Annotated in this window: 20 protein-coding genes and 1 pseudogene; 11 read left to right on the plus strand and 10 right to left on the minus strand. The window is 58.8% G+C overall.

The genetic code is table 11. The features are described 5' to 3' along the window. From QSJ80_RS11875 to QSJ80_RS11890, 4 genes and pseudogenes are all read left to right on the plus strand, one after another. Positions 1-278, plus strand: a pseudogene (locus QSJ80_RS11875) (DcaP family trimeric outer membrane transporter); the annotation flags it as partial. A gap of 100 nt (positions 279-378) precedes the next feature. Next, positions 379-696, plus strand: a complete 318-nt coding sequence (locus QSJ80_RS11880) for a DUF4212 domain-containing protein (RefSeq protein ID WP_285764678.1) — start codon at positions 379-381, stop codon at positions 694-696. Between the two features lie 9 nt (positions 697-705). Next, on the plus strand, positions 706-2,412 hold the full coding sequence (locus QSJ80_RS11885; RefSeq protein ID WP_285764679.1) for a sodium:solute symporter family protein: 1,707 nt from the start codon (positions 706-708) through the stop codon (positions 2,410-2,412). 254 nt (positions 2,413-2,666) lie between these two features. Beyond that, positions 2,667-3,356 carry a VIT1/CCC1 transporter family protein gene (locus tag QSJ80_RS11890; protein WP_285764680.1) on the plus strand — a complete coding sequence of 230 codons (690 nt, stop codon included), beginning with the start codon at positions 2,667-2,669 and terminating at the stop codon, positions 3,354-3,356. A gap of 14 nt (positions 3,357-3,370) precedes the next feature. Here the strand turns inward: QSJ80_RS11890 and maiA are convergent, their stop codons facing one another. Together maiA and QSJ80_RS11900 are read right to left on the minus strand one after the other, a co-directional pair. Beyond that, complete coding sequence (maiA, locus tag QSJ80_RS11895) at positions 3,371-4,000, minus strand: maleylacetoacetate isomerase (protein ID WP_285764681.1); 630 nt, start codon at positions 3,998-4,000, stop codon at positions 3,371-3,373. A gap of 8 nt (positions 4,001-4,008) precedes the next feature. Beyond that, entirely contained in the window at positions 4,009-4,182 is a 174-nt protein-coding gene (locus QSJ80_RS11900; protein WP_285764682.1) for a hypothetical protein, read from the minus strand. A 247-nt stretch (positions 4,183-4,429) separates the two neighbouring features. On the opposite strand from QSJ80_RS11900, the gene QSJ80_RS11905 reads away from it, so the two are divergent. The 3 genes from QSJ80_RS11905 to QSJ80_RS11915 all read left to right on the plus strand — a co-directional run bounded on the left by QSJ80_RS11905 (position 4,430) and on the right by QSJ80_RS11915 (position 7,645). Further along, entirely contained in the window at positions 4,430-4,951 is a 522-nt protein-coding gene (locus QSJ80_RS11905; protein WP_285764683.1) for a MarR family winged helix-turn-helix transcriptional regulator, read from the plus strand. A gap of 56 nt (positions 4,952-5,007) precedes the next feature. After that, positions 5,008-6,198: an amino acid aminotransferase gene (locus tag QSJ80_RS11910; protein WP_285764684.1), complete on the plus strand. Its 1,191-nt coding sequence runs from the start codon at positions 5,008-5,010 to the stop codon at positions 6,196-6,198. A gap of 88 nt (positions 6,199-6,286) precedes the next feature. Beyond that, positions 6,287-7,645: a class II 3-deoxy-7-phosphoheptulonate synthase gene (locus QSJ80_RS11915; RefSeq protein WP_285764685.1), complete on the plus strand. Its 1,359-nt coding sequence runs from the start codon at positions 6,287-6,289 to the stop codon at positions 7,643-7,645. Positions 7,646-7,674: 29 nt separating this feature from the next. Here QSJ80_RS11915 and QSJ80_RS11920 read toward each other — a convergent pair whose 3' ends face one another. Continuing rightward, complete coding sequence (locus QSJ80_RS11920; protein ID WP_285764686.1) at positions 7,675-9,675, minus strand: alkyl/aryl-sulfatase; 2,001 nt, start codon at positions 9,673-9,675, stop codon at positions 7,675-7,677. Positions 9,676-10,002: 327 nt separating this feature from the next. Further along, positions 10,003-10,491: an Lrp/AsnC family transcriptional regulator gene (locus tag QSJ80_RS11925; protein WP_285764687.1), complete on the minus strand. Its 489-nt coding sequence runs from the start codon at positions 10,489-10,491 to the stop codon at positions 10,003-10,005. A 289-nt stretch (positions 10,492-10,780) separates the two neighbouring features. Here QSJ80_RS11925 and QSJ80_RS11930 point away from each other — a divergent pair, with 289 nt between their 5' ends. After that, positions 10,781-14,305: an indolepyruvate ferredoxin oxidoreductase family protein gene (locus QSJ80_RS11930; RefSeq protein WP_285764688.1), complete on the plus strand. Its 3,525-nt coding sequence runs from the start codon at positions 10,781-10,783 to the stop codon at positions 14,303-14,305. A gap of 48 nt (positions 14,306-14,353) precedes the next feature. Next, entirely contained in the window at positions 14,354-14,746 is a 393-nt protein-coding gene (locus QSJ80_RS11935; protein ID WP_285764689.1) for a glycine zipper family protein, read from the plus strand. Between the two features lie 106 nt (positions 14,747-14,852). On the opposite strand, the gene QSJ80_RS11940 is transcribed toward QSJ80_RS11935, so the two are convergent. The 6 genes from QSJ80_RS11940 to QSJ80_RS11965 are packed head-to-tail and all read right to left on the minus strand — an operon-like array spanning position 14,853 to position 20,764. Then, complete coding sequence (locus QSJ80_RS11940) at positions 14,853-16,037, minus strand: DUF3570 domain-containing protein (RefSeq protein WP_285764690.1); 1,185 nt, start codon at positions 16,035-16,037, stop codon at positions 14,853-14,855. After that, positions 16,024-16,239, minus strand: coding sequence for a DUF4266 domain-containing protein (locus QSJ80_RS11945; protein WP_285764691.1), 216 nt, complete (start codon positions 16,237-16,239; stop codon positions 16,024-16,026). Before QSJ80_RS11945 ends, QSJ80_RS11940 begins: the two co-directional genes overlap by 14 nt. After that, positions 16,236-16,712: a TlpA family protein disulfide reductase gene (locus QSJ80_RS11950; protein WP_285764692.1), complete on the minus strand. Its 477-nt coding sequence runs from the start codon at positions 16,710-16,712 to the stop codon at positions 16,236-16,238. Before QSJ80_RS11950 ends, QSJ80_RS11945 begins: the two co-directional genes overlap by 4 nt. A gap of 9 nt (positions 16,713-16,721) precedes the next feature. Then, positions 16,722-17,366 carry an outer membrane beta-barrel domain-containing protein gene (locus tag QSJ80_RS11955; protein ID WP_285764693.1) on the minus strand — a complete coding sequence of 215 codons (645 nt, stop codon included), beginning with the start codon at positions 17,364-17,366 and terminating at the stop codon, positions 16,722-16,724. After that, positions 17,336-18,073 carry an outer membrane beta-barrel protein gene (locus tag QSJ80_RS11960; RefSeq protein ID WP_285764694.1) on the minus strand — a complete coding sequence of 246 codons (738 nt, stop codon included), beginning with the start codon at positions 18,071-18,073 and terminating at the stop codon, positions 17,336-17,338. The genes QSJ80_RS11955 and QSJ80_RS11960 overlap by 31 nt, the downstream gene beginning before the upstream one ends. Before the next feature lie 60 nt (positions 18,074-18,133). Next, complete coding sequence (locus QSJ80_RS11965; RefSeq protein WP_285764695.1) at positions 18,134-20,764, minus strand: HzsA-related protein; 2,631 nt, start codon at positions 20,762-20,764, stop codon at positions 18,134-18,136. A 296-nt stretch (positions 20,765-21,060) separates the two neighbouring features. On the opposite strand from QSJ80_RS11965, the gene QSJ80_RS11970 reads away from it, so the two are divergent. Next, positions 21,061-22,257, plus strand: coding sequence for a hypothetical protein (locus tag QSJ80_RS11970; protein ID WP_434219181.1), 1,197 nt, complete (start codon positions 21,061-21,063; stop codon positions 22,255-22,257). A 6-nt stretch (positions 22,258-22,263) separates the two neighbouring features. Then, the gene (locus QSJ80_RS11975) at positions 22,264-24,729 is read left to right on the plus strand and encodes a LamG domain-containing protein (protein ID WP_285764696.1); all 2,466 of its coding nucleotides are present in this window, start codon (positions 22,264-22,266) and stop codon (positions 24,727-24,729) included. Positions 24,730-24,741 lie beyond the last annotated feature (12 nt).

A 24,741-nucleotide genomic window follows, 5' to 3' on the forward strand; every position in this document is an offset into this window, starting at 1 on the left:
GTGGCTATGTGGCATTCCGCCATTTCTGGAACAGTGAGTGGCGCAGTAACCTGGTGCTTTCCGCCATTACCGCGGATAACCCGGATTACCTGTCCGACAACACCGCTGCCGACTACACCAGCACCCACGTGAACCTGCTGTATTCGCCCACGCCGAAGATGACCCTCGGTGGGGAATATATCCTGGCGAGCAAGCAGGTCGAGAACTTCAGCGGCCTGCTGCTGGATGACGAGGGCGAGATGCGTCGCCTGCAGTTCTCAGTCAAATATGTTTTCTAACCCGGAGTCCCGAGGAATAATGGCCCATGACAATAATAAACACGGACTTGGATAGCCAAGGACAAAGTAAACACGGACAAAGTAATCACGGAGAATGCCCATGAGCTTTGAAAGCGAAAATCATGCAGAAGCCTACTGGAAAGAGAACCTGCGCCTCATGTTCACATTGTTGAGCATCTGGGCCCTGGTCTCGTTCGGCTGTGGAATTCTGTTTGTGGATGAACTGAATGCAATCCGGGTAGGCGGTTTCAAACTGGGCTTCTGGTTTGCCCAGCAGGGTGCCATCTACGTATTCCTGGTACTGATCGCGGTTTATGCCTACAAGATGAACCAGCTCGATCGCAAGTACAACGTTCACGAGGACCACGACGAGGCTGAAGAAGCCGAGCCGGTGCTCGAAGAAAAGTTCGGCCAGTAGGAGTAGATCATGGATATCCAAACGCTAACCTTTATCATCGTCGGCATGACGTTCGCGCTGTATATCGGCATCGCGATCTGGTCCCGTGCCGGTTCCACCAATGACTTCTACGTGGCCGGTGGCGGTGTACATCCGCTGGCGAACGGCATGGCCACGGCCGCTGACTGGATGTCGGCTGCGTCCTTCATCTCCATGGCTGGCCTGATCAGCTTCATGGGTTACGACGGTGCGGTATACCTGATGGGCTGGACCGGCGGCTACGTGCTGCTGGCACTGTGCCTCGCACCTTACCTGCGCAAGTTTGGCAAGTTCACGGTGCCGGCCTTTATTGGCGACCGCTACTACTCGCAGACGGCGCGCACCGTAGCGGTGATCTGTGCGATCTTCGTGTCCTTTACCTATGTAGCGGGCCAGATGCGCGGTGTTGGTGTGGTGTTCTCGCGCTTCCTGGAAGTTGACGTGACCACCGGTGTAATCATCGGCATGGGCATTGTGTTTTTCTACGCGGTACTCGGCGGCATGAAGGGCATCACCTACACCCAGGTTGCGCAGTACTGCGTACTGATCTTCGCCTACCTGGTGCCGGCAATCTTCATCTCCGTGATGATGACTGGCAACGTGATCCCGCAGATCGGCTTCGGTTCCGAACTGGCGGACGGCAGTGGCACCTACCTGCTCGACAAGCTAGACGGGCTCTCGGCTGAGCTAGGGTTTACGGAATATACATCGGGGACCAAAAGCACCATCGATGTATTCTTCATCACCGCAGCCCTGATGGTGGGTACTGCAGGCCTGCCGCATGTGATCGTACGCTTCTTCACCGTGCCGAAGGTACGTGACGCGCGTAAATCCGCGGGCTGGGCGCTGCTGTTCATCGCGCTGCTGTACACCACTGCACCGGCGATCGCTTCCTTTGCCCGTGTGAACATGATCGACACCATCAATGGTCCGGATGCACAGGGTACTGCCTATACGGAAGCCCCGAGCTGGATCACCAACTGGGAAAAAACCGGTCTGATCAGCTGGGAAGACAAGAACGAAGACGGCAAGATGTTCTACTCGGGCGATGACCGCAACGAGATGAAGATCGACCGCGACATCATGGTACTGGCCAACCCGGAAATTGCCGACCTGCCAGCCTGGGTAATCGCGCTGGTGGCAGCGGGCGGTATTGCTGCAGCCCTGTCGACCTCCGCGGGCCTGCTGTTGGTGATTTCGACCTCGGTCTCGCACGACCTGTTGAAGCGCAACCTGATGCCCAACATCAGTGAGAAGCAGGAGCTGACCTACGCCCGGATTGCCTCGGCGGTGGCAGTGTGTGTTGCCGGCTACCTCGGAATCAATCCACCAGGGTTTGTGGCACAGGTGGTGGCGTTCGCCTTCGGCCTGGCAGCGTCGTCCTTCTTCCCGGCCATCATCATGGGTATCTTCAGCAAGCGCATGAACAAGGAAGGCGCAATCGCGGGTATGCTGTCTGGCATCACCTTCACCGCGGCCTACATCATCTACTTCAAGTTCATCAATCCGGCTGGCAATGTGCCTGAGAACTGGCTGTTCGGCATCTCTCCGGAGGGCATTGGTACACTCGGTATGGTGATCAACTTTGTAGTGGCCATGGCGGTAGCGCGTGTCACCACTGAATCTCCGCAGGATGTACAGGAGATGGTGGCGAACATCCGCTTCCCGAAAGGCGCCGGTGAGGCCACTGCCCACTAGGACCCGCAGACGGGCGGGGGTAACTCCGCCTGTACTGTGTGACAGATATGTAGTCGTTATTTTTGTTGTGAATTGCTCTCGGTGAGCACTGTTGGCGGAAACCCCGGACGCCTGGGGGATTCCGCCTTTTTTGTTTTTTCTTTCCTCCTTTTTCTGCATTGCTAACCTGATCTTTCTGTCGGGTGACCCCGGCGGGGCTGTGGGTTAACCTTTTGCACGACTCAGGACATTTTCACAGTAGGTGCGGGTATTTCATGACACATCCAGAATCCCATCGCGTGCATCGGTCAGGCTGGCTGCGCGCTGCGGTGCTTGGTGCAAATGACGGTATCGTCTCCACCGCCAGCCTGGTGATTGGGGTGGCCGCCGCGGGCACCAGCCAGGAAAGTATCCTGCTCGCCGGGGTTGCGGGTCTGGTGGCGGGTGCCATGTCGATGGCGGCGGGGGAGTATGTATCCGTAAGCTCGCAGGCCGATATCGAACAGGCGGACCTGGAAATCGAAAGGCAAGCGCTGCGCGACAATTATGCTGGTGAGGTACGGGAACTGGCAGAAATCTACGTGGCGCGCGGCCTGAGTGCCGAGCTGGCAACACAGGTGGCAAGGCAGTTGATGGAAAAAGATGCGCTGGCTGCCCATGCGCGGGATGAGATCGGTATTTCCGACAATGTGCGCGCGCAACCCATCCTCGCGGCGCTGTCATCTGCGCTGACTTTTGTCATTGGCGCTGCTGTGCCATTGTTGGTGGCCTGGCTGGTGCCGCTGCAGGGCGTTATCTTCAGCGTCGCTACTGCCTCGCTGCTGTGCCTGGGGGTACTGGGGGCGATGGCTGCCCGCGCGGGCGGTGCGCCAATGATGCGCGGTGCGCTGCGGGTGTTGTTCTGGGGCAGCGCCGCGATGCTGGCGACGGCGGCGGTGGGCCGCCTGTTCGGGGTGGTGGTCTAGCGGCAGACGTACAATTAGAGCGTGGAATCCGGCTGGTTTTCCGGGCGCGCCTGTTCGAACGCCGGCAGGGCTGAGCATGCTTCAGCGATTGCCTGTAGTTTTGGGAAAGCGCTCATCTCCACTCCGAAGCGCTCTGCATTGTAAATCTGCGGCATCAGGCAAACCTCAAATAGCCCCGGCGTAGCACCGGAGGCAAAAGGTATGGCGGACATCTGTTGCTCGAGGGCTGCAAAGCCCTGGTCGATCCAGTGCCTGACCCACGCCGCTTTCTGTTCGTCGCTGATGCCGTATTCGGTCTGGAGAAACTTCAGTACCCTGAGGTTCTGTATGGGCTGGATATCACAGGCGACGTTGTAGGCCAGGGCGCGAATGCGGGCGCGCTCGAAGCTGTCCGCCGGTAGCAGCGCCGGCTGGGGGTGCTGCTCCTCCAGCCACTCGATGATGGCCAGCGACTGGGTCAGTGACTTGTCCCCATAAGCAAGCGTGGGCACCAGCCCCTGAGGGTTTCGCGCCCGGTACGCCTCTCCTTTCTGTTCGCCTTTCAGCAGGTTCACCGGGCAGTAATCGTACTGCAGGCCCTTCAGGTTGAGGGCGATACGCACGCGGTAGCTGGCAGAAGAGCGAAAGTATCCGTGCAGTTCCATCGGGAGCTTCATTCCTTTTCGGGCGGCGCAATCTGCCGCGCTGGCTGCTGGTTAAAACCTGTACGGTTGGTGTGAGAAACATCCACTGTGCCTGCGGCCGTCACACAGCTGGTAAATTTCTGGCCGATTTGCGTGGTTTTATTGCCGCAAATTACAAAATAAATCACAAAAATGGCGGACATAGGGCATATAATGCGCGGTCGCATTTCTTCGTGATGTGCTCTTCGGCTGATGCATTCCGGTGTGGCTGTGGGCGCTGCCTCTGTACGTGTACCGCACGTATGCTGCTTCCCGCCGCCGCAACTATCGAGGCCACACAGGTTACATTTGAAACCAATGTTAGATACATTTGTAATCGTGAACAAGGCCGCGCCCGGGAGTTTTCCGCAGGTGCGCTGGCTAAAAAGTAGCCTCAGTCGGTAACTGGAAATGAGTGAAACAAAAGGACCGGAAGCAACCACTGGCGAGAGCCCGGAAAGCAGGACGGCGGAGCTGCGGCTGGAGAAATTCCTGCCGTATCGACTGTCTGTGCTTTCCAACCGGGTCAGTAATGCCATTGCCGGTGCCTACGGTGCCAAGTTTGGCCTGACGTTGCCGGCCTGGCGCGTGATGGCGATCCTCGGGCGTTATCCGGGCCTTTCCGCGGCGGAGCTGGTTGAGCAGACCGCGATGGACAAGGTTGCGATCAGTCGTGCAGTTTCTGCACTGCTGAAGAGTGAATACCTTGAGCGCAAGGAAGACCAGGTCGACCGGCGCCGGCAGATGCTGTACCTGTCGGAGTCCGGCAAGGGCGTATATAACCGCATCGTGCCACTGGCCAAGCGTTATGAGAACGACCTGATGGCTTCCCTGACCGAGGAGGAGCGCGTTCAGCTGGATGTCATCCTGGAGAAACTGATGAGCCGTGCATTGGAGTGGGGGATGCATGGCCTCGCGTCGCACGAAGACTAGGGCCGCGAAGTTTAATTCCACGTTGTTTGTTGTTTTGTGTTTTGGGGATTACGTAAATGTTCGAACAATTTTCCGCGTTGCCTGCGGACCCGATTCTTGGCTTGCTCGCGGAATTCCGCGCGGATGACAATCCGAACAAGATTGACCTGGGCGTAGGTGTATACAAGGACGAGGCTGGCCACACTGCAATCCTGCAGGCGGTCAAAGAAGCGGAAACCCGTCTGCTTCGCACCGAAGAATCCAAGGTCTATGTCGGTCCTGCTGGTACACCGGGCTTCTTCTCTACCATGTCCGAGCTGGTGCTTGGTGCAGGCCATCCCGCGCTGACCGACAACCGCGTACGTGGTGCACAGACCCCGGGTGGCTGTGGTGCGCTGCGGGTGCTGGCAGAGTTTGCCAATCGTGCCAAGCAGGGTGCGACCATCTGGGTGAGTGACCCGACCTGGGCCAACCATGTACCGCTGCTGGGTTACGCGGGCCTCAATATCGAGACCTATCCCTATTATGATCGCGCCACCAGCAGCCTGCGTTTCGACGAGATGTACGAAGCCCTGAAAAAGGTGCCGGCTGGCGACCTGGTGCTTCTGCACGGTTGCTGTCACAACCCCTGCGGTGCGGACCTGACCCGCGAGCAGTGGGACCTGGTCACTGAGCTGGCGCTGGAGCGCGGCTTTACCCCGTTCATCGATATGGCCTACCAGGGCTTCGGTGAAGGCCTGGCGGAAGACGCCTACGGTGCACGCGTGATGGCGAGCAAGCTGCCGGAAGTGATTATCGCGGCTTCCTGCTCCAAGAATTTTGGCCTCTATCGCGAGCGTGTGGGTCTTGCGATGGTGGTATATGCGAACTCCGCCCAGGCAGACGTGGGCCAGAGCCAGCTGCTGAGTGTGATCCGTGGCAACTACTCGATGCCGCCGAACCACGGCGGTGCCATTGTTGAAACCATCCTCACGGATGCGGGCCTGCGCGCCAACTGGGAGTCTGAGCTCTCCGATATGCGCGAGCGTATCAACAGCCTGCGTACCGGGCTGGTGGAAAACCTGGTGTCCAATGGTGCGGACGGCGACTTCAGCTTCATCCAGCGCCAGCGCGGTATGTTTTCCTTCCTGGGCATCAGCCCGGAGCAGGTGGCACGCCTGAAAAAGGAGTACTCTATCTATATCGTGGACTCCAGCCGCATCAATGTGGCGGGCGTGAGCCAGGCGAACATGCAGTACCTGACCAGTGCAATTGCCTCAGTGATCTAGGTCTGGTTTGCCTTTCTGGCATTGACCAGTGGAGAGCAGGGCGGCTTTAAGCCGCCTTGTGCATTTTTAAAGAAGTAAGGATTTTGTTTTGTCACCGGTAAAGGACTGGCGCCCGGATAGCTGGCGCGCACACCCGGCCCACCAGCAGCCGATTTATCCCTCAGCAGATGCGGTACTCGACGCGGAAAAGATCCTGCGTGCGCAGCCGCCGCTGGTGTTTGCGCAGGAGGCGCGGGACCTGCGCCGTCAGCTGGCGAATGCGGCGGAGGGGCGGGCGTTCCTGTTGCAGGGTGGTGATTGCGCGGAAACCTTTGCCGACTTTGGTGCCGTGCGCATCAAGGACACTTTCCGGGTGATCCTGCAGATGGCGGTGGTGTTGACGTTTGCAGGCAATATGCCGGTGGTCAAGGTCGCGCGTATGGCGGGTCAGTTCGCCAAGCCGCGTTCTTCTGCCGAGGAAAGCCAGGGCGGCATCAGCCTGCCCAGTTACCGTGGTGATATCATCAATGACATCGGTTTTAATGCCGCGGCGCGCACGCCCGATCCCGCACGCATGGTACAGGCCTACCACCAGGCGGCGTCCACGCTCAACCTGCTGCGTGCGTTTGCGCAGGGTGGCCTTGCAGACTTGCATCAGGTGCACCAGTGGAACCTGGCCTTCCTGGACGGCAACCCGCTGCGCGGCAAGTACGAGCAGCTGGCCGCACGCCTGCAGGAGGCGCTGGAATTTATGGCCGTGTGTGGAGTCAATTCCGACAATACCCCCGCAATCCGTGAAACCACGCTCTATACCTCGCATGAAGCCCTGTTGTTGAATTACGAGGAGGCCCTGACCCGTATCGATAGCCAGACCGGCGACTGGTATGACTGTTCCGCGCATATGCTGTGGATCGGTGAGCGCACGCGACAGCTGGATGGCGCGCATATCGAGTATCTTTCCGGTGTGCACAACCCGATTGGGGTGAAGGTGGGGCCGGGCATGGAAGGGGACGACCTGATCCGCATGATCGACAAGCTCAACCCGGAAAATGCCCCGGGACGCCTGACCCTGATCACGCGGATGGGTGCCGGTGTGCTAGGTGATAAGCTGCCTGCACTGGCGCGCCGTGTACAGCAGGAAGGCCGCAGTGTGCTGTGGAGTACAGACCCGATGCACGGCAACACGGTCAAGGCCAGCAGCGGTTACAAGACGCGCAACTTCGACAAGATTCTACAGGAGATTCGCGAGTTCTTTGCGGTGCATGCGGCAGAGGGTAGCCATGCCGGCGGGGTGCACCTGGAAATGACGGGTGAGCATGTCACCGAGTGTACCGGTGGCGCCTGGGAGATTTCCGATGCAGACCTGGCCACCTGTTACCGTACCCAGTGCGACCCTCGCCTCAATGCCGACCAGGTTCTGGAACTGGCATTCTGCGTGGCGGAAATGCTGCGCGAAGGTCGCGCCTGAGTGTTTCCCTGAACCCCCTGGCTTTTCTGTCAGGGGGTGACGATTGCAAAGTTGCCATCCGGTTTGTCGAGCAGGCCCAGGAATTCCACCAGCCGCAGTATTCTGCCTTCCACGCTGGCCTCATCAGAGGTCAGTGCTTCTCCCAGCCCCACTGATCCCGTCAGTATCCGAATGAAGAAGTCGTGCGATACGCGCAGCGTTGCGTCTGCGGGTGCAGATTCGCTGGTAACGCGGTGGTGTAGTACCCCGTTGGCAACCTCGATCAGGTAGCGTTCTTTGCGATCAGCAATTACCAGCTTGATCGTCAGGTGCCTGTCCGCGGCTTTGGGCCCGTTCAGCCGGGTTGCGAGGCTGTCGAGAAAGCGCGGCACCGGTGTCTGCCGCAGAAGTTCGGTGGCACCTTGCAGTGGTGACACCGCCGCCATGACCCCGTGCCGCAACTCCTGTGCGGCGCTCAGGTACGTGTCCCGCCATGGACCGGACTCGGCCTGGAAGCCGAGTTGTTCGTAAACCCCGGCCAGCAGATCGCGGGCCTGTTCATGGTCGGGCTGGTCGAACACCACATGGTTGAGGATTTCTGCAGCCCATCGATATTCGCCTGCTTCAAAGGCCTCGGATGCGCGCTGGATCACTGTCTCCGCACCACCCATCAATGCCACATAGCGGGATGCAGATTCCGCAGGGGGCAGGGGGTTGAGGTTGGCGGGGTTGCCGTCGTACCAGCCAAAGTAGTGCTGGTAAACCGCTTTTACATTGTGGCTGACGGTGCCGTAATACCCGCGATTGGCGAAACGGCTTTGCAGTGCATCGGGCAGGCGGATCTGCTCGGCAATTTCTGCTGCGGTCGCACCCTGGTTGGCAAGCCGCAGGGTCTGGTCGTGGATGTATTTGTAGGTGTCCCGTTGCCCGGCCAGAAAAGATTGAATGGCCGCATTGTCCCATACCGGCCAGTGATGGCTTGCAAAGAGTACTTCGGCCTCGCCGGCGTGTTGCTTCATCCTGTCGATATGGCGGCTCCAGGCCAGTGCGTCCCTGACCTTGGCGCCGCGCAGGGTGTACACATTGTGCAGGTTGCGGGAAACCACTTCTGCACCACAGAAAGCTTTGTGTTGTGGCAGGTAAAAGACCAGCTCCGCCGGGGCCTCCGAACCCGAGACATCGAAAAACTCAAACTGGACGCCGTCGATCCGCGTCTGCAGCCCCTCGCGCGGCACTGTTTCCGTAGGTTGCTTCAGGCCGAACTGCCCGAGCGCGGGTTCCTTGCCGAGCCCGGTGTCTATATGCCCGGTTGGGGAGCGCTCGAGGTGGCGTCCGTACATGTAGCTCGCGCGACGTCCCATGGCGATACCGGCAAGGATATTTTCGCTGGTGGCCTCTGCCATGAATCCCTGTGGGGCGATTACCCGGAGACTGTTGTCATCGAGCGACATTCCGCTCGTCACGCCGAGCGTCCCGCCGAAGTGGTCGATATGGCTGTGGGTATAGATCAGCGCGGTTACGGGTTTGCGAGGCAGGTGCTTGAAGGCGAAATCCAGCGCGGCGCGGGCGGTTTCTGTTGAGGTGAGGGGGTCGACAACGATCCAGCCTGTCTCGCCCTGGATCAGGGTCATATTGGCGAGGTCGAACCCACGAAGCTGGTAAATTCCCGGCGCGACCTCAAACAGGCCGTGAATATTGTTCAGTGCGGCCTGCCGCCACAGGCTGGGATTGACGGTATCCGGTGACTCGCCCCGGATAAAGCGGTAGTCGTCCTGGCTCCAGATACGCCTTCCGTCAGAGCTCTCCACAATCAGGGAGGGCGGGGTGGCGATCAGCCCCCGGCGGGCCTGTTCAAAGTCTCTTTGGTCCTCGAGTGCCAGCTGCTGCGTCAATGAGTGGTTGCGTTGCAGGGTGTGCTGGCTGGCAGCGGAAAAATAATCCGTCTGCGGTGGTTCCTGCCTGGGGGTGCAGGCTGAGATAAGCAAGATGAGCGGTAGGGCAAGCAATCGTAGATTGTTCGCGAGGGTCGGGCTGCGCTTGGATGGCACCATCTTCCGTCCTGTCGAGGTTCTTGTCTGGTTGCTTTGCCGTCGGCTTTGGTGCTGAGAATGCACTGTCGCGCCGGCGGATCTGGTACCGCTTTGCCGTTCAATGTTGCCGGGTTCGGGCGGGGATGCAAGTATTGCTGGCAGATCGGGACCGGCACGGGTGTGCGGTCTGGGCGGTAATCGGCCGCGATATCAGGAAATTTCCGGCCGGTGATTTCGCATTTGAAAATGTATATACGTAAAAAGCCGTTATCTAGCCTGGGCAGCAAAAAAGCCCGCCAAATCCGACCGGAGTTCCGCCGGAAAGTGCTGCGGGGTTATCAGTGGTGGTTAGTCCGGTGCGTCGACCTGGTCCAGCGGTAGCTCGGTGCGGTAGCGCACCTGCTTCAGCGAGAAGCTGCTCTTGATGTGGTCGATACCCTGGACTTCGGTGAGTTTCTTGTCGAGAAAGCGCTGGTAAGACTGCAGGTCAGGAACGACCACGCGTAACAGGTAGTCGAAATCCCCCGTCATCAGGTAGCACTCCATCACTTCTGGCCACTGCTCGATGGTCTCCTCGAACCGGGTAATTTCTTTCTTTACCTGGTGGTTCAGGGTCACCTGGATGAACACGCTGACCGGCAAACCGACTTTCTCGGCCTCGAGCAGCGTAACCGAGCGATTGATAAACCCCTGTTCGTGCAGGTTTTTGACCCGGCGCGAGCAGGGTGAAGGAGACAGGCAAACGCGCTCCGCCAGCTCGATGTTGGGGATGGTCGCATCTGTCTGCAGGATTTCGAGGATCTTCTTGTCGATGCTGTCGAGTTGGTAGGCGGCCATGTGTCCCATCCTTCTGTTGGAAATTTGACCGGTCGGACCTGCTGGTGATTGGTACAAATTTCGTTCGCGCGGTCATTTGCGCTATTTGTTCTCAAAAATATAGCCGACAGTATACATTCCTGTCACGCAGTACGGTGGATTACACAAAAATTGGTAGGACTAGCTATCGGGCGCGGTGGTAGTTTTAGCGTTTGTTTTTCCGGCAACTTTTTCCGGCAACTTTTTCCGGCAACTTTTTCCGGCTGATTTTTCCAGCTACTGATTCCAGCTAGTTAGATGGTGTATTGCGATGGCGATGGTAAGTGTTGACCAGGAACTCGGTTTCGATAGCGAATATTCGCTCAAGGCTGCGTTCACGCGTGAAGAAGGCAGGGTATTCCTGACCGGTATAGATGCTTTGGTCAGATTGCCGCTAATGCAGAAAGCGCTGGACCTTGAAGCCGGGCTAAACACCGCCGGCTTCATTTCCGGTTACCGGGGTTCCCCATTGGGCGGTTTTGACCAGGCCCTGTGGCGCAACAAAAAAATTCTGGCCGAGCGTGATATTCATTTCGAGCCGGGCATCAACGAGGACATGGGCGCCACCAATATCTGGGGCACGCAGCTACTGGAGCACTACCGTAATACCGCTAACAAGGACGGGGTCTTCTCCATCTGGTATGGCAAGGGGCACGGCGTGGATCGCTCGGCGGACGTATTCCGTCAGGCCAACGTGCAGGGCACCGCGCGTAACGGTGGTGTGCTCGCACTGGGGGGTGACGATCACACGGCAGAATCTTCCATGTTTTCCCACAACACGGACGGCATTTTCGAGTCCGTGCAGATGCCGTTGCTGTTTCCTGCGGATGTAGAGGAATACCTCACCCTTGGTTTGGCCGGCATTGCCATGTCCCGTTTCAGTGGCCTGTGGGTGGGCTTCAAGGCAATTACCGAGACCGTCGAAAGTGGCGCCTCCATCATTCTGCCCGGCATGCCGCAATTCAGGCTGCCCGCTGACTTCCCGATTCCGGCGCACGGCCTCAATTACGACCCGCACCTGAACTGGCCTGCCGAGCGCCTCGAGTACGAGCGCCGTATGGTGGAGGAACGCATTCCCGCTGCACAGGCGTTTGCCCGCGAGAACCGCCTCGATCGCATCATTGTGGATGCGCCGCAAAAGCGCTTCGGTATCGTCACCGTCGGCAAGGCCCACGGCGACCTGATCGAAGCGTTGCGCCTGCTGAATATTTCCGAGGCAGCGCTGGAGCAGCAGGGTATTTCCATATACAAGGTCGCGATGACCTGGCCGCTTGAGCCAAAAGGTATGCTGGGCTTTGCGGCCGGTATGGAACGCGTTCTCGTGGTCGAGGAAAAGCGACCCATGGTCGAGGACCAGATCAAGACCCTGATGTACCAGCTGGAGTCCGCGCAGCGCCCGGCGATCGTCGGCAAGAAGGACCTCGATGGTAACTGGCTGCTGCCGGAGATCTGGGGCTTTGGCCCGGACAAGGTTGCCGAGGCGATTGTACGCTGGCTCGGTGACACCGAATTCGGTAAATCCCTGGTGCCTGCGCTCGAGGCATTGCCGCGCGCGCCGGAAGCCTGCCGCGAAAAGCTGCTGCGTCGCGAGCCGGTGTTCTGTGCCGGTTGCCCGCACAACAGCTCCACTAAACTGCCGGAAGGCAGCACTGGTAGCGCCGGTATTGGTTGCCACATCATGGCGCTGGGCAAGGGCCTGCGTACCGATACCTATTCGCACATGGGAGGCGAAGGTGCGCAATGGGTGGGCATGCATCGCTTCACCACCATGAACCATATTTTTCAGAATATGGGAGATGGTACCTACAACCACTCCGGCATCCTCGCGATCCGGCAGGCGGTCGCCAGTAAGGTCAATATTACATACAAAGTGCTGCTGAATGATGCGGTGGCCATGACCGGTGGCCAGCCGGCGGAAGGCGAGGTGACGGCACCGAGCCTGTCGAGGCAGCTGCTCGCGGAAGGCGTCGGGCGCGTGGTGCTGTTAAGCGAAAATATCGATTACTGGCGCGCCAATCGCAACCTGTTGCCAGCGGACGTCGAGTTAATGGAGCGCGACCAGCTGGATGCCGTGCAGCGTGAGCTGCGTGAAGTGCCCGGCGTGACGGCAATTATTTTTGAGCAGGTTTGTGCCGCGGAGAAGCGTCGCCGCCGGAAGAAAGGCCTGATGGAGGATCCCCAGGAGCGTCTGCTGATCAACCAGCGTGTCTGTGAAGGTTGTGGTGATTGCAGCGCGCAGTCCAGCTGTATTGCGGTTGAGCCGGTAGAGACGCCGTTCGGGCGCAAGCGCAAGGTCAACCAGTCCAGCTGTAACAAGGACATGCGCTGTGCCGACGGTTTTTGCCCGAGCTTTGTCAGCGTCGTCGGCGGTAGCCTGAAGAAGCCGGATACCACAACACTGGCCAGGGCTCTGGACGAGGCCATCGCGGGTCTGCCTGGCGCAAGCCAGCCAGAGATCCCTGCGGTACAAGGCACCTGGAATATCCTCGTCGGCGGTATTGGCGGTAGCGGCGTGCTTACCGTGGCGGCGCTGCTGGGTATGGCGGCACATCTGGAGCAGAAGGGCAGTACTACGCTTTACTTCACCGGGCTTTCGCAAAAGAACGGCTCCGTGGTGGCACACGTGAAGGTTGGTGCGACGCCAGCTGATATCACCACCGCGCGTATTCGTGATGCATCCACAGACCTGCTACTCGCCTGCGACATGGTGACCGGTGCCGCGCAACGGGCCAAGTTCAATGCCGGTAATACACGCGCTGTGGTGAATACCGTGGAAGTGCCAGTGGCCGCCTTTATCAAGGATCAGGACCTGGCATTCCCGGCGGATGCGACCAAACAATCCCTGCGCGAAGTCTGTGGTGAGGAAAATTATTTTGGCTTTGATGCCAGCCGCTATGCCGAAGCACTGTTTGGCGATGCAGTGGCGGCGAACCTGATGGTGATGGGTTATGCCGCGCAGAGTGGTTTGATCCCGATTGCCATTTCTGCGCTGGAGCGAGCCATCGAACTGAATGGCGTTTCAGTGGAAACCAACCTGCGCGCATTCCGTGCCGGTCGACTGTTGAAGGCCAACCCCTCGGCGATTGAGGTGCTGCTTACGCCGGCACAACCCATCACCCTGCAACCCGCCAGCGAAACCCCGGAGGCGCTGATCAAGCGATTCACGTCGGAGCTGGAGGCTTACCAGAACCGCGCCTACGCTGCGCACTTTGAGCGTGCAGTTGGGGCAATCGCGCAGGCAGAAAAACGGGTCTCAGGTTCAATGGGCGCCCTGACCGCCAACGCCGCGCGCAGCCTTTACAAGGCCATGGCCTACAAGGATGAATATGAAGTAGCGCGCCTGTATTCCGGTGAGGACTTCCAGCGCCAGCTGCAGGAAACCTTCAGCGGTGACTATAAACTCGAATTCCACATGGCGCCGCCATTGCTGGCGCGTCCTGATGCCGGTGGAAAAATTCGCAAAATGCGAATTGGCGGCTGGTTGGCGAAACTCATGCCGGTACTCGCGAAAGGCAAGGTGTTGCGTGGCACGCCGATGGATATATTCGGCTACACCACCGAGCGCCGCGCCGAGCGCGCCTGGGCGCGGGAAGTGGAAGCAGAGATCCTGCACATCGCGTCCGTGTTGGAGGAAGCCAACCTGGATGAGGCACTGGAAATGCTGGGATTGCCGCTGGATATCCGTGGCTACGGACATGTGCGGGATGCGAAAGTTGCGACAGTTATGCCGCGCTGGAGCGAACTGAAAGCGTTTTTCGGTCACAAAGCAGGCGGTGCAAAACTGGCGGTCCATTAGACCGACGTCTAAACATGTAGAATCCCGCGACAACTTTTTGGGGTTTCTATGAAAGTGCGAATTTGTATTGCAGCTGCAGCGTCGGTGTTAGTGCTGGCCGGCTGTGCCACTCAACCAGAGCAGGTGCCCGGCGCAGGCAATGTCATGATCGATACCCGTGGCGTGAATATGGCGAGTTACCAGCGCGATCTGGCAGACTGCCGGATGTACGCCTATAACGCGCGCCGCAGTCAGGGTGGCCGCGCAGCCGGTGGTGCCATTGGTGGTGCGTTGGCAGGTGGCGCCCTCGGTGCCATTGTCGGTAACAGCGGTACCGCCAAGCGGGCTGCCGGTGCCGGTGCATTAATCGGCGGTATTTCCGGGGCAGGCAGCGCGGTCCGGGATGAGAATGTGATCGTGCGCCGCTGTCTCGCGGGTCGCGGATATCGTGTACTAAATTGACGTAAATTGGAACTTACCCGAGGGACGGGTATCTAATTCAGCAGAATCGAGGTCTCACAGGCCAACCAGAAGCCGGGCAATGCCCGGCTTCACTCTTTCTGGCTTTTTAGAACCAGAGGGACCAGTAGAGGCGGATCACATTGCTGGCAAATTTGTAGCTGGGCTCTTCACCCGCGCCAAGGGTGTTGGTCTCGCGTTCATGCACCCGTACATCGCTGAAATTATCGTAATCGAACATCATGTAATCCCAGTAGAGATTGATGGTGTTGCGATCGGACAGCAGTGACCAGTTGCCGGGCAAGCGATAGGTAACACCTAGGCCTAATGTGGACGTGGTGTAATCACTCAGCTCCTTGTCCCGGGCGCGGAAGTTGGTGGCTTCAGAGTAATCAAACAGGTCGCTGTAAAAATCCGCCCCGTTTTGCTGATACTGGCGCAACTTGGCCTCGAGTAACAGGCTTTCGCGCAGCGGGTGCGTATAGCGCAGCTCGAAATTGCGGGCCGATATTCCCCAGCTGTCTGCGTAGGTGCGCGCTTCGCCCTTCAGTGCAGCGCGGTAGGGTAGTCGGTAGATGGCGCGCAGTGCGAGTGCATCGCTGTTGCGTGTGGTGGGGTAGAGCTCGGGTTCATAGCTGAAACCCTTCTCAACCGTCGGATCCAGGTAGCGCACGCTGCGATAGGGATTGTTCAGGAAGCCTTCGTCAGAAACCGTCTCGATACTCAGAGCGGCCATCAGCTTTGGCGTGAGTACCTGGTTCCAGGTGAGCCCGTAGCGCCGGTGGGTCGCCTCCGCGGCGAAATTCTCATCGCCGTTGCGGCCAACATCGTCGTTACCGAAGCTGACCCGCATGGACAGTGTGCTCAGGTCGCCGAAGAAATCCTGGCTGACGGAAAAACTGGTGGTCTCGGCCTGGTAGTCGTCCTCATTGCTGTTGGTGTAGCCGACGCTGAGGCGGGTTTTATCCACCAGGTAATCCGCCCCGAGGGAGTACTCCTTGCGCTCTTCCGAATAGGCACTTGCGGTGGCTTCCACATCGATGGACGCACCGGAGATCATATCCACGTAATAGTTTGCAGACAGTGATACGGTCTCGCCGATATTCTTGCGCACCAGGATAGACGGGCCGTCGATGGTTACACCACCACCGTCATAGGAATGGTAGAGGCTGTCGACTCGCTCTTCCGGTAATACCGCTGCCTGCGCTGGCAAGCAGAGTACCACCAGCAAACCGGTCAGCAGATTGCGCAAACGCGCCGGAGTGAGATAGCTGCGCAACTCAGTTACAGCCACAGCCACCTCCGGTACCGCCTTCTGCGCCCCGGGCCGATTCACGCGCTTCGTAAACGTGGTTCATATAGCCCGCCGCGACCGGATCCCGGTCAAACTGCATGATCGGGTCGGCCAGGTAGTGGCGCTCGTATGGCGCCACCCAGGGGGTTGTGCTGCAGCCGGCGAGAACCGGCAACATCAGACTCAGGATGATCTTTTTCATTCGCGAATCAGGGTCTTGATCCATTTCTTGTAGCTGGCATCGTCGCCGTCACGATAGCCGCGGTGAATATGGCGTACCTTGCCGTCTCGGTCGATAAATACGGTGCTGGGCATGGCATCGATGCCAAACTGCTGGCTTACGCTGCTGTCGCTATCGAACAGGACGGCGAAGTCCACCGGGATTTTCTCCAGCATTGCCTCGGCGTCCGCGCGATTGGCGTCCACGTTGACACCCCATACCTTGAAGCCGGCCGGCTTGTAGCGCTTGTCCAGCTCATTGAGCAGTGGCATTTCCTTGCGGCACGGGCCGCACCAGGAGGCCCAGAAGTTGATCATGATGACTTCACCACGCTGCTCGGAAAGCCGCAGGTTTTCGCCCTGGTTTGAGGCGAGGGTGAAGTCCGGCTTGTCCGGGGCTGCCATCGCAACTGTGCTGGCTGCAAGCAAAACGGCGGATAAAAAATAACGAATCACATGAATCTCCTAGAAATAAATCGAGGCGCCCAGTTGCGCAGACAGGTTGTTGGTCCGAATTGTCTCACCAAACAGGTCATGTTCAAAAATGTGGTCACGAAATTCAAGTCGCACTGAAATCCAGTCGGTTGGCAGCAACCGGAGGCCCGCGCCCAGATTGAAGGTGAAGTGCTTCTCGTTTGCAAACAGTGTGTTGCCCACACCGCCGAGCAGGTAGAAGGTGCTGTTAAACGCATAATCGCTGCCGGCGAAAAATTCACCGGGCAGGAAGTTGTAGCCGAGCGATGCGCTGTAATAGGAGAGCTCACGTTCTTCGTCAGTCATCAATGGCGCAGAGCCGCTGAGTCGTTCGTAACTGGATTCCGCCATGTCGGTCATGCCGTAGGCAGCTTCCACGAAGAAGTCTTCACTCAGGTGGTAATTGATGCTGAGACTGGTGACGCCATTGGACCCGAAATCTTCGATGTTCATGATGCCGCCGAGCAGGGAGACCTCGAAATTCTCGCTGTCGATATTGGCTTCACGGATTTCCCGGCGCTCAATATCCGGCGCGATGATGTCCTCGATGGTGTCATCGGCAAAAGCAGCGGGGGCAAGCAGGGTGGTTAGAAAACCGGCCGCCGCTAGAAAAAGACGTCGATTCCCAGTTTCCATTCGTTCACCTCTTGGTTTTCTTCTCTGCTGGTCAGCAGGTAGTGGTTGGTGTATTCCGCGCGCAATACAAAGCGCCGGGACAGGTACATGGATGCGCCGACTGCGGCAAGCATTGCGGTATCGTTGCGGTCTTCCGCAGCAATGATCGTGGCATTGGGCGCAGTGCTATTGATGCCCGCGCCCATGGCGAAATACGGGGAAATTTTCCAGTCCGGGAAGGGCTGGTGTTTCGCTGCTACCTGGAAAGTCTGGCTGTTGGAATAGTCGCCCACCGCCTGTGTTGCGCGTACCTCCGCCGAGAGGTTGGCAGTAAAGCGATAGCCGAGGGTCAGCCCCAGCGTGCTGGCGCCACCAAACTGGCCGGTACTGAAACCGAGGTGGACCCGCGAAGCCCTGAAGTCGCGTGCATCGGGCTGCCGGATTGCAATCGTTTCACCGCTCTGGGTTTCGAGGCGGTCGAGATCAGAAATGCGCACCCAGCCCTGCTTGCCGCGCCCGGTTTCGATTTTTACCCAGCCTGTGCGGCGCTTGATCAGCTTGAGTGTCTGGCCAAACTCGACGACGTGGAAGACGGGATAGCCCCGGCCCGGACCGGTGTGAACGTCCACATAGGGCGCGCTGACGATGACTTCGGTTACGGGCTCGTTCTCCAGAAAAGGGGGTATGGCGCGCGCAGGAGAGGTAAGCATGCTTAGGACTGTCAGCACGGCGGTTACCAGAAAAATACGGGTGCGAGGGGAGGGTCTTGAAGCGTGCGCAATATTCACTTAATTCACCGGCGCCTCGAACGGGTTGTTGTAATACTGTGCGCCGATGTCCAGCCACTCGGAAATAAGTTTCAGCTCCTCGGCGGTCAGGTACCCGGCGTGGCTGCCTCCAGCCTCAAATTTCTCAAAAAAACGACTGGCGACTGCGGCGCCGGCACGCATGGACGCGCCCTGAGGTACAGGCTCCAGTAACGGAATCGGGTCGCCGTTGATGTCGAGCAGCGGATCGCCGTTGCCGTCCAGCTGGAACAACGGGTTGCCGTCGTCATCTGTGGCCTGTCTTGTCAGGTCGCGCAGCGCGCCGTCAACCAGCTCCTGCTGGCCATCTTCCAGCAGCAACTCTGCATAGGCAGTCATCCAGTCAGGGTTGACGTCCGACTGGCCGGCGGTCAGTTCCAGCTGGCCGGCGGGCACCTGGGTCATGCTGTTTGCATCGCGGTTGGTATGGCAGCCGGTACAGGTGTGGTCGGCAATAAGCATGTCATTTGCATCGAAAACCGGGCGCGGTAGCTCCCAGATTGGCTGGATATGGGTGGGATAATGGATGATCGCCTTGCAGCGATCCTGCCACGTTGTTTCGCAGCCGGGTGCTGCCGGAATCGCGGTGGTCAGGTCGCGATAAAAAATGTCCCAGCTCGGATCTTTTGGGCGAACCAGCGGATCGGTCCAGACATCAATGAAACCGAGGTCGCCGGAAAGTGAAGCCTCGCCAGCGATCCTCGACAGCAACTGTGCCATGGTTTCCCCCATCTGTGCCTTGAGGGCCGGCTCGGTATTGGGGAAGGCCAGGTCGCTGGTGCTCGCACCGGGCCAGGCAGATTGTGGCTCCTTGTCGGCACGGCCATGCGGTACTTCGCTGCCGCGCTCATGACAGCCGGTACAGCTGCGGATCTCACCCGGGCGCAACTGTAGCCAGTTCTGGTGTGGGCCAAAAATTCGGCGGCCGTCCCGGTCAACCACAGAGATAGCAAACGGAATATTGGCCGGAATCCGTACCCGGACGGAACCGTCTGGCTGTATCGGGGTGTAGCCGACAATCTCGCGCATCAGCTGGGAGCGGTTGACACCGAATGCGGACGGGTTGAATTCGCGGACGTTTTCGTCCGGGATCGGAACGGCCTTGACGATGCGCAGGAAGCGCGCGGGCCTGTCTTCAGCGGTTGCGAGTACGGGGTCCGCGATGGCAGCGATGCCGCCTTCGACGATGTCGGTTCCATCGATATCGTAAACGCTGCGGATATCCAGGATGCCGGCGTTCTCGTCGACCAGTGTCTGCTCAAGGTCTGCGCCGGCAATCGGATCTGCAATAAACCCGGTCGTGAAGGAAGGTTCCAGGGCCACTGCCTCGGAGATCATGATGCCTTCCTCGGCGACTACCACGGGGCGCTGGGTGCCGTCGCTGTAATCGTATATCCACAGGCCGTAGAGTGGATCTGCCGGGACCGGGTCGGGCTGGGCGAGGTTCTCGTCGGTACAGGGCTGCGGCAGCATCGTGGACTGGTCGATGATGCGGCAATCGCTCCAGCTGACCAGCAGGCGTCCGGAGCCGTCCCGCAATGGGTAGGCCGAGGCGAAGTGGCCGTGCGGAGAGAGTTCACTGTTGGTCAGGACTTCAAAGACCGAAACAGTGTTCTGGCCCACCAGTGTGCCGGACTGGTTCGGTTCGCTGTAGGCCTCCGTGAAGTTTTCGCCATCGACGATTACCAGGTCACCGCCGAAGCGATTACTCTCTCGTGCGCGCAGGATCACCAGGGTCTGGCCGTTTTCCAGCATCCATGGGCGCGCATGCAGGGCGGCACTGTTGTCGCTGCCTGTGGCCTGGCTGTGATATCCGTAGTAGGGCTGGATATTGCGGCCATCCGGAGTTGTCGTATACAGGCTGACACTGTCGCTGCGCCCCATATTGTCCCAGCGGCTGAACAGGATGCGCCCGTCTGGCATGACGGCCGGGGCCAGGTCGTGGCTCTGGTTGAACGTGACCTGCTTGATGTTGCTGCCGTCCTCATCCATGACGTGGAGCGTGAAGGCTTCGTTATCCAGGTCTTCTTCCAGACCAGAGTATTGCGGCTTGTTGTCATCGAGCAGCTGTGCACGCCCGCGGCGCTGGCGGGTGGATGAGAAGATAATGCGGCCGTCCGGCAGGTAGGCGGGGTAGAGGTCCTGGCCCGCTTCAGCGCTGATGTCGGTGGCGATGATCCGGCGCAGGTCGCCGCTCTCGAGTGCGTACTCCCAGATATCCCAGGTAGGCTGCTCATCTTCATCGGCGCCCGGGATTTCCGGTTCGCGCAGGGAGAAGATCAGCTTTTCTCCATCCGGGGACACGTTGAGGTGCTGGATGTCAATGTCGCCCTCAAACAGTCCTTCGGTCAGGACTGTTTCCGGCGCATCGCCGCTGGCGCGGTCTTTCAGAATCAGCGAGGCCCCGGGGCGAAATTCCTGCGGTGCCAGCACGTCGTCCGTTGCCAGCATGCCTTCCTCATCCAACGGTAGCGGGCGACGCACGAAAACGATCGGGTAATCGACTACGACGGGATCTGCTTTCTGGTCCCCGCTGATGCTGCTGTCGCTCCCGGAGCCGCCGCTACAGGCGGTTAAAAATCCGGCAAAAAACAATGCCCAAAACTTGTTCAATGCTGGTTTTCCCCAAGTCGGTCTTTTTCCGCACAAAGCAGTTGATGGCCGCACACTCAGGCCGGCGCTCGAAGCGGAAACAATTGGTCAAAATATTGAAATAATTCAGATGCTTGCATGCTCTCAGTAAACGGGGTGAGGCTCAACAAATCTTTTCGAAAAAGAGGGACTGTTCGACACTTCCGCAAACTATCTCTGGCCTGTAACACAGGAATCCTTAGTATTCGTCAGTATTCGGTAAACGTCGCTTGGTATTCAATGGCTGCAGGCCTGTTCGACGGTATTTTGGAATCGGGATGAAGAAACTTTTTCTTGCTTATATTTTGACCGGATTTATGCTCCAGTCTGCCCAGGCGGGGCCGCTGGAGCAGGCCGAGCGTATCCACAGTCGTATCACCGGGATCCAGCCATCCGAGCAGGTGTTGCTGGATATGGCAGACCAGATTGCATCCGGAGATACGCAGGGTGCTGCATGGTTGGCGATGCAGAACGAGGCATTTTACAGCGTGACGCTGAAGGACCTGGCGACGCCCTGGACCAACCGGGATTTCGATGTATTTGTGCCGCTGAATGATTACGTTGCGACAGTGATAGGTGCTGTGCGCGACGACAGGGATTTTCGCGAGCTGTTGTCGGCCGATCTTGTGTACACAGCAGACTCTGCACTTGGCCTGCCTGCATACAGCGCTTCGAACAATGATCACTACGCGGCGCTGGAGTCAGGAGGCTTCAGCCTGCGGGACAACCTTGTCGCCACCACGCAGTCGTCTGTCAGTGGTCTGCCAGTTTCTGCAACGGCCGGCCTGATGACCACGCGGGCCGCGGCAAAGTCGTTCTTCATTGCCGGCACCAATCGCGCAATGTTCCGTTTCACGATGCTGAACCACCTTTGCCGGGATATGGAGCAGTTGGCCGATACCTCGCGTGTGCCGGACCGGGTCAGGCAGGATGTCAGTCGCAGCCCCGGTGGTGATAGTCGCGTTTACCAGAACAATTGCGTGGGCTGCCACAGCGGCATGGACCCCATGGCCCAGGCATTTGCTTACTACGATTTCTCCTATAACCCGGACAATGACCCTCAGGGTGATAACGGGCGCATCGATTTCAACACCTCGGGCAATACGGACCCGGCTACGGGTACCCGGGTGAAGGCGAAATACCATATCAATAGCAGCACCTTCGCCCTGGGTTTTATCACGCCGGATGATCGCTGGGACAACTACTGGCGCGAGGGGCCCAATATGCATTTGGGCTGGAGTGCTGCGCTGCCAGGTGGAGGCAATGGTGCCAAGTCTCTGGGAGAGGAGTTGGCCAACAGCGAGGCGTTCGCCCAGTGCCAGGTTACCAAGGTGTTTGAGCAGGTCTGTATTCGCAAGCCGGAAGACGCGGCGGACCGGACGCGGATCGCGCAGATGACTGACAGTTTCAAAACAAGCGGCTATCGCCTGAAGCAGGTATACGCCGACTCCGCAGTTTACTGTGCAGGGGAGTAGGTATTTATGAAGTTACTCAATGCACTAACTATATTGGCCTCGCTCTCATTGGCGGCATGCAGCGGCGGCAGCGGCCAGGAAACCACCAGCCAGCCAAATACCGATACGGGCAGCAGTGCGCCCTCCACCTATACCGGCCCGGCGCCGCAGTCTGATGATGTGCAGCAGTACAAGATCAATATCTGGGATAACCTGCGCGCGGACAATCGCTGTGGAAGCTGCCACAACGAAAGCCAGAGTCCGCGCTTTGTCCGCTTTGACGATATCAATCTCGCCTACAGTGAGGGGCGGCCCCTGGTTGACCTCAATACCCCGGCGGAATCCCGTCTGGTGACCAAGGTTGCCGAAGGGCACAACTGTTGGCTGGACAGCGCCGACGCCTGCGCCTCGATCATCACCAATTACATCGAAGCCTGGGCGAAAGAAGCGGGTAGCCTCAGTACCGAGATCGTCCTGACGGCGCCACCAATTCGTGAGATCGGCACCAGCAAGACCTTTCCTGCAGACGGCGGTAATTTTTCCACCACGGTTTACCCGCTGCTGACGACCTATTGTGCGAGCTGCCACAGTGAGAGTGCCCGTTTTGCTCAGCAGCCATACTTCGCAAGTGCCGACGTGGAGCAGGCTTACGAGGCGGCCAAGACCAAGATGGACCTGGTAACGCCGGAAAACTCCCGCTTCAGCATTCGCCTTGGGGCGGAATTCCATAACTGCTGGAGCGATTGCGCGGCCAATGAAGACGAAATGACCGCGGCAATCACAAGCTTTGCCAATGCGATCCCCCTGGCGCAGGTGGATCCTGCGTGGGTCACCAGTAAGGCGCTGTACCTGCCCGACGGTATTGTCGCCAGCGGTGGTGGACGCGTGGAAAATCACCTGGTTGCACTGTATGAATTCAAGACCGGGAGCGGTACCACGGCCTACGACACCTCTGGTGTTGAGCCGGCAATGGACCTTGCCCTGAGTGGCAACTATGAGTGGCTTGGCTCCTGGGGCGTTCGCTTTAACGAGGGCAAGGCGCAGGCGGCCACAGTCACCAGCAAGAAACTGTTTGATCTGCTGAGTGTAACCGGTGAGTACACCCTGGAAGCCTGGGTCGCGCCGGCCAATGTCGTTCAGGATGGCCCGGTGCGCATCGTCAGTTACGCCGGTGGTAATGAAGCGCGGAACTTTGCCCTTGGCCAGAATATGTACAACTACGTGTACAGCAACCGGGCAGCGAATACGGACGCGGACGGAATGCCGGCGCTGATCACCAACGATGCCGATGAGGTGGCACAGGCTACGTTGCAGCATGTGGTGGCCAGCTACGACCCGCTGAACGGTCGTCGCCTGTATGTGAATGGCGAGCTCGTGGTTTCAACAGATCCACTGCCGGCCGATACCCTTTCCAACTGGGATGATACCTTTGCATTTGCGCTGGGCAACGAGGTTTCCGGGGAGTACCCGTGGCAGGGTTCGGTGCGTATGGTTGCTGTTCATTCCCGTGCGCTGACGCCCGAGGATATTACTGCGAATTTTGAGGCGGGTGTCGGCGAGAAATATTTCCTGCTGTTCAGCGTTGAGGAGCATACCGGTGTAGCAGAAAGCTATGTACTGGTGGAGGTGCAGCAGTTTGATAATTACGGTTACCTGTTCAGCCTGCCGAAACTGATGAGCCTTGATCCAGATGCCGACCTGTCCGGTGTTGTGGTGGAGGGTATGCGTATTGGTATCAACGGGCGCGAAGCGGAGGTCGGTCAGGCCTATGCCAATCTCGATGTCTCCGTTGAGACCGGCACGGTAGCGACAGAGGGGCTGCAGTTGTCTCCGCTGGGTACCATTATTGGCCTGGAGCTGGGGGCGGAGAACGATGAGTTTTTCCTGACGTTCGAACGGTTGGGGAGCAGTGAGTTCGTGCGTGTTGAGCCGGTACCAGCGGCGCCCGCACCGGCCGCCGACCTGCCTGAACAGCCGCGTTTGGGATTGAGGCGCTTTGCGCAGATCAATGCATCACTTTCCCGGGCAACGGGTATCAGTACAACCGACCCGGATATTGCCGCTACTTATGACAAGGTCCGGCAGCAGCTGCCGATTGACCCTGCCATTGATGGGTTCGTAGCCGCGCACCAGATGGGTATCACTCAGCTGGCGGTCAAGTATTGCAGCGTGTTGGTGGACTCTCCTGAGCGTGCCGGGTTTTTCCCGGGCTTTGATTTTACCGCGCCGGCGGATTCCGCGTTTGCCGGCGGCAATGACAGCCTGATTGTGGATCCGCTATTGAAGGCGCTGCTGGTCGAGCAGGTCAGCGGGCCGGCTGGTATGGCCCATATTGGCAGTGCCCCGGAAGCGGGAGCCATGCGCGCCGAGCTGCAATCCCTGATTGGCAAGATGACGGCATGTGTTGCCGGCTGTGACGCGAACCGGACAGCGACTACGGTCAAGGCTGCCTGTGCGGCGGCCATGGGTAGCGCAGCGATCCTGGTCCACTAACGGATCGGTGAA

It is taken from the genome of Biformimicrobium ophioploci, assembly GCF_030270605.1.
GTDB classification, from domain to species: Bacteria; Pseudomonadota; Gammaproteobacteria; order Pseudomonadales; family Cellvibrionaceae; genus Biformimicrobium; species Biformimicrobium ophioploci.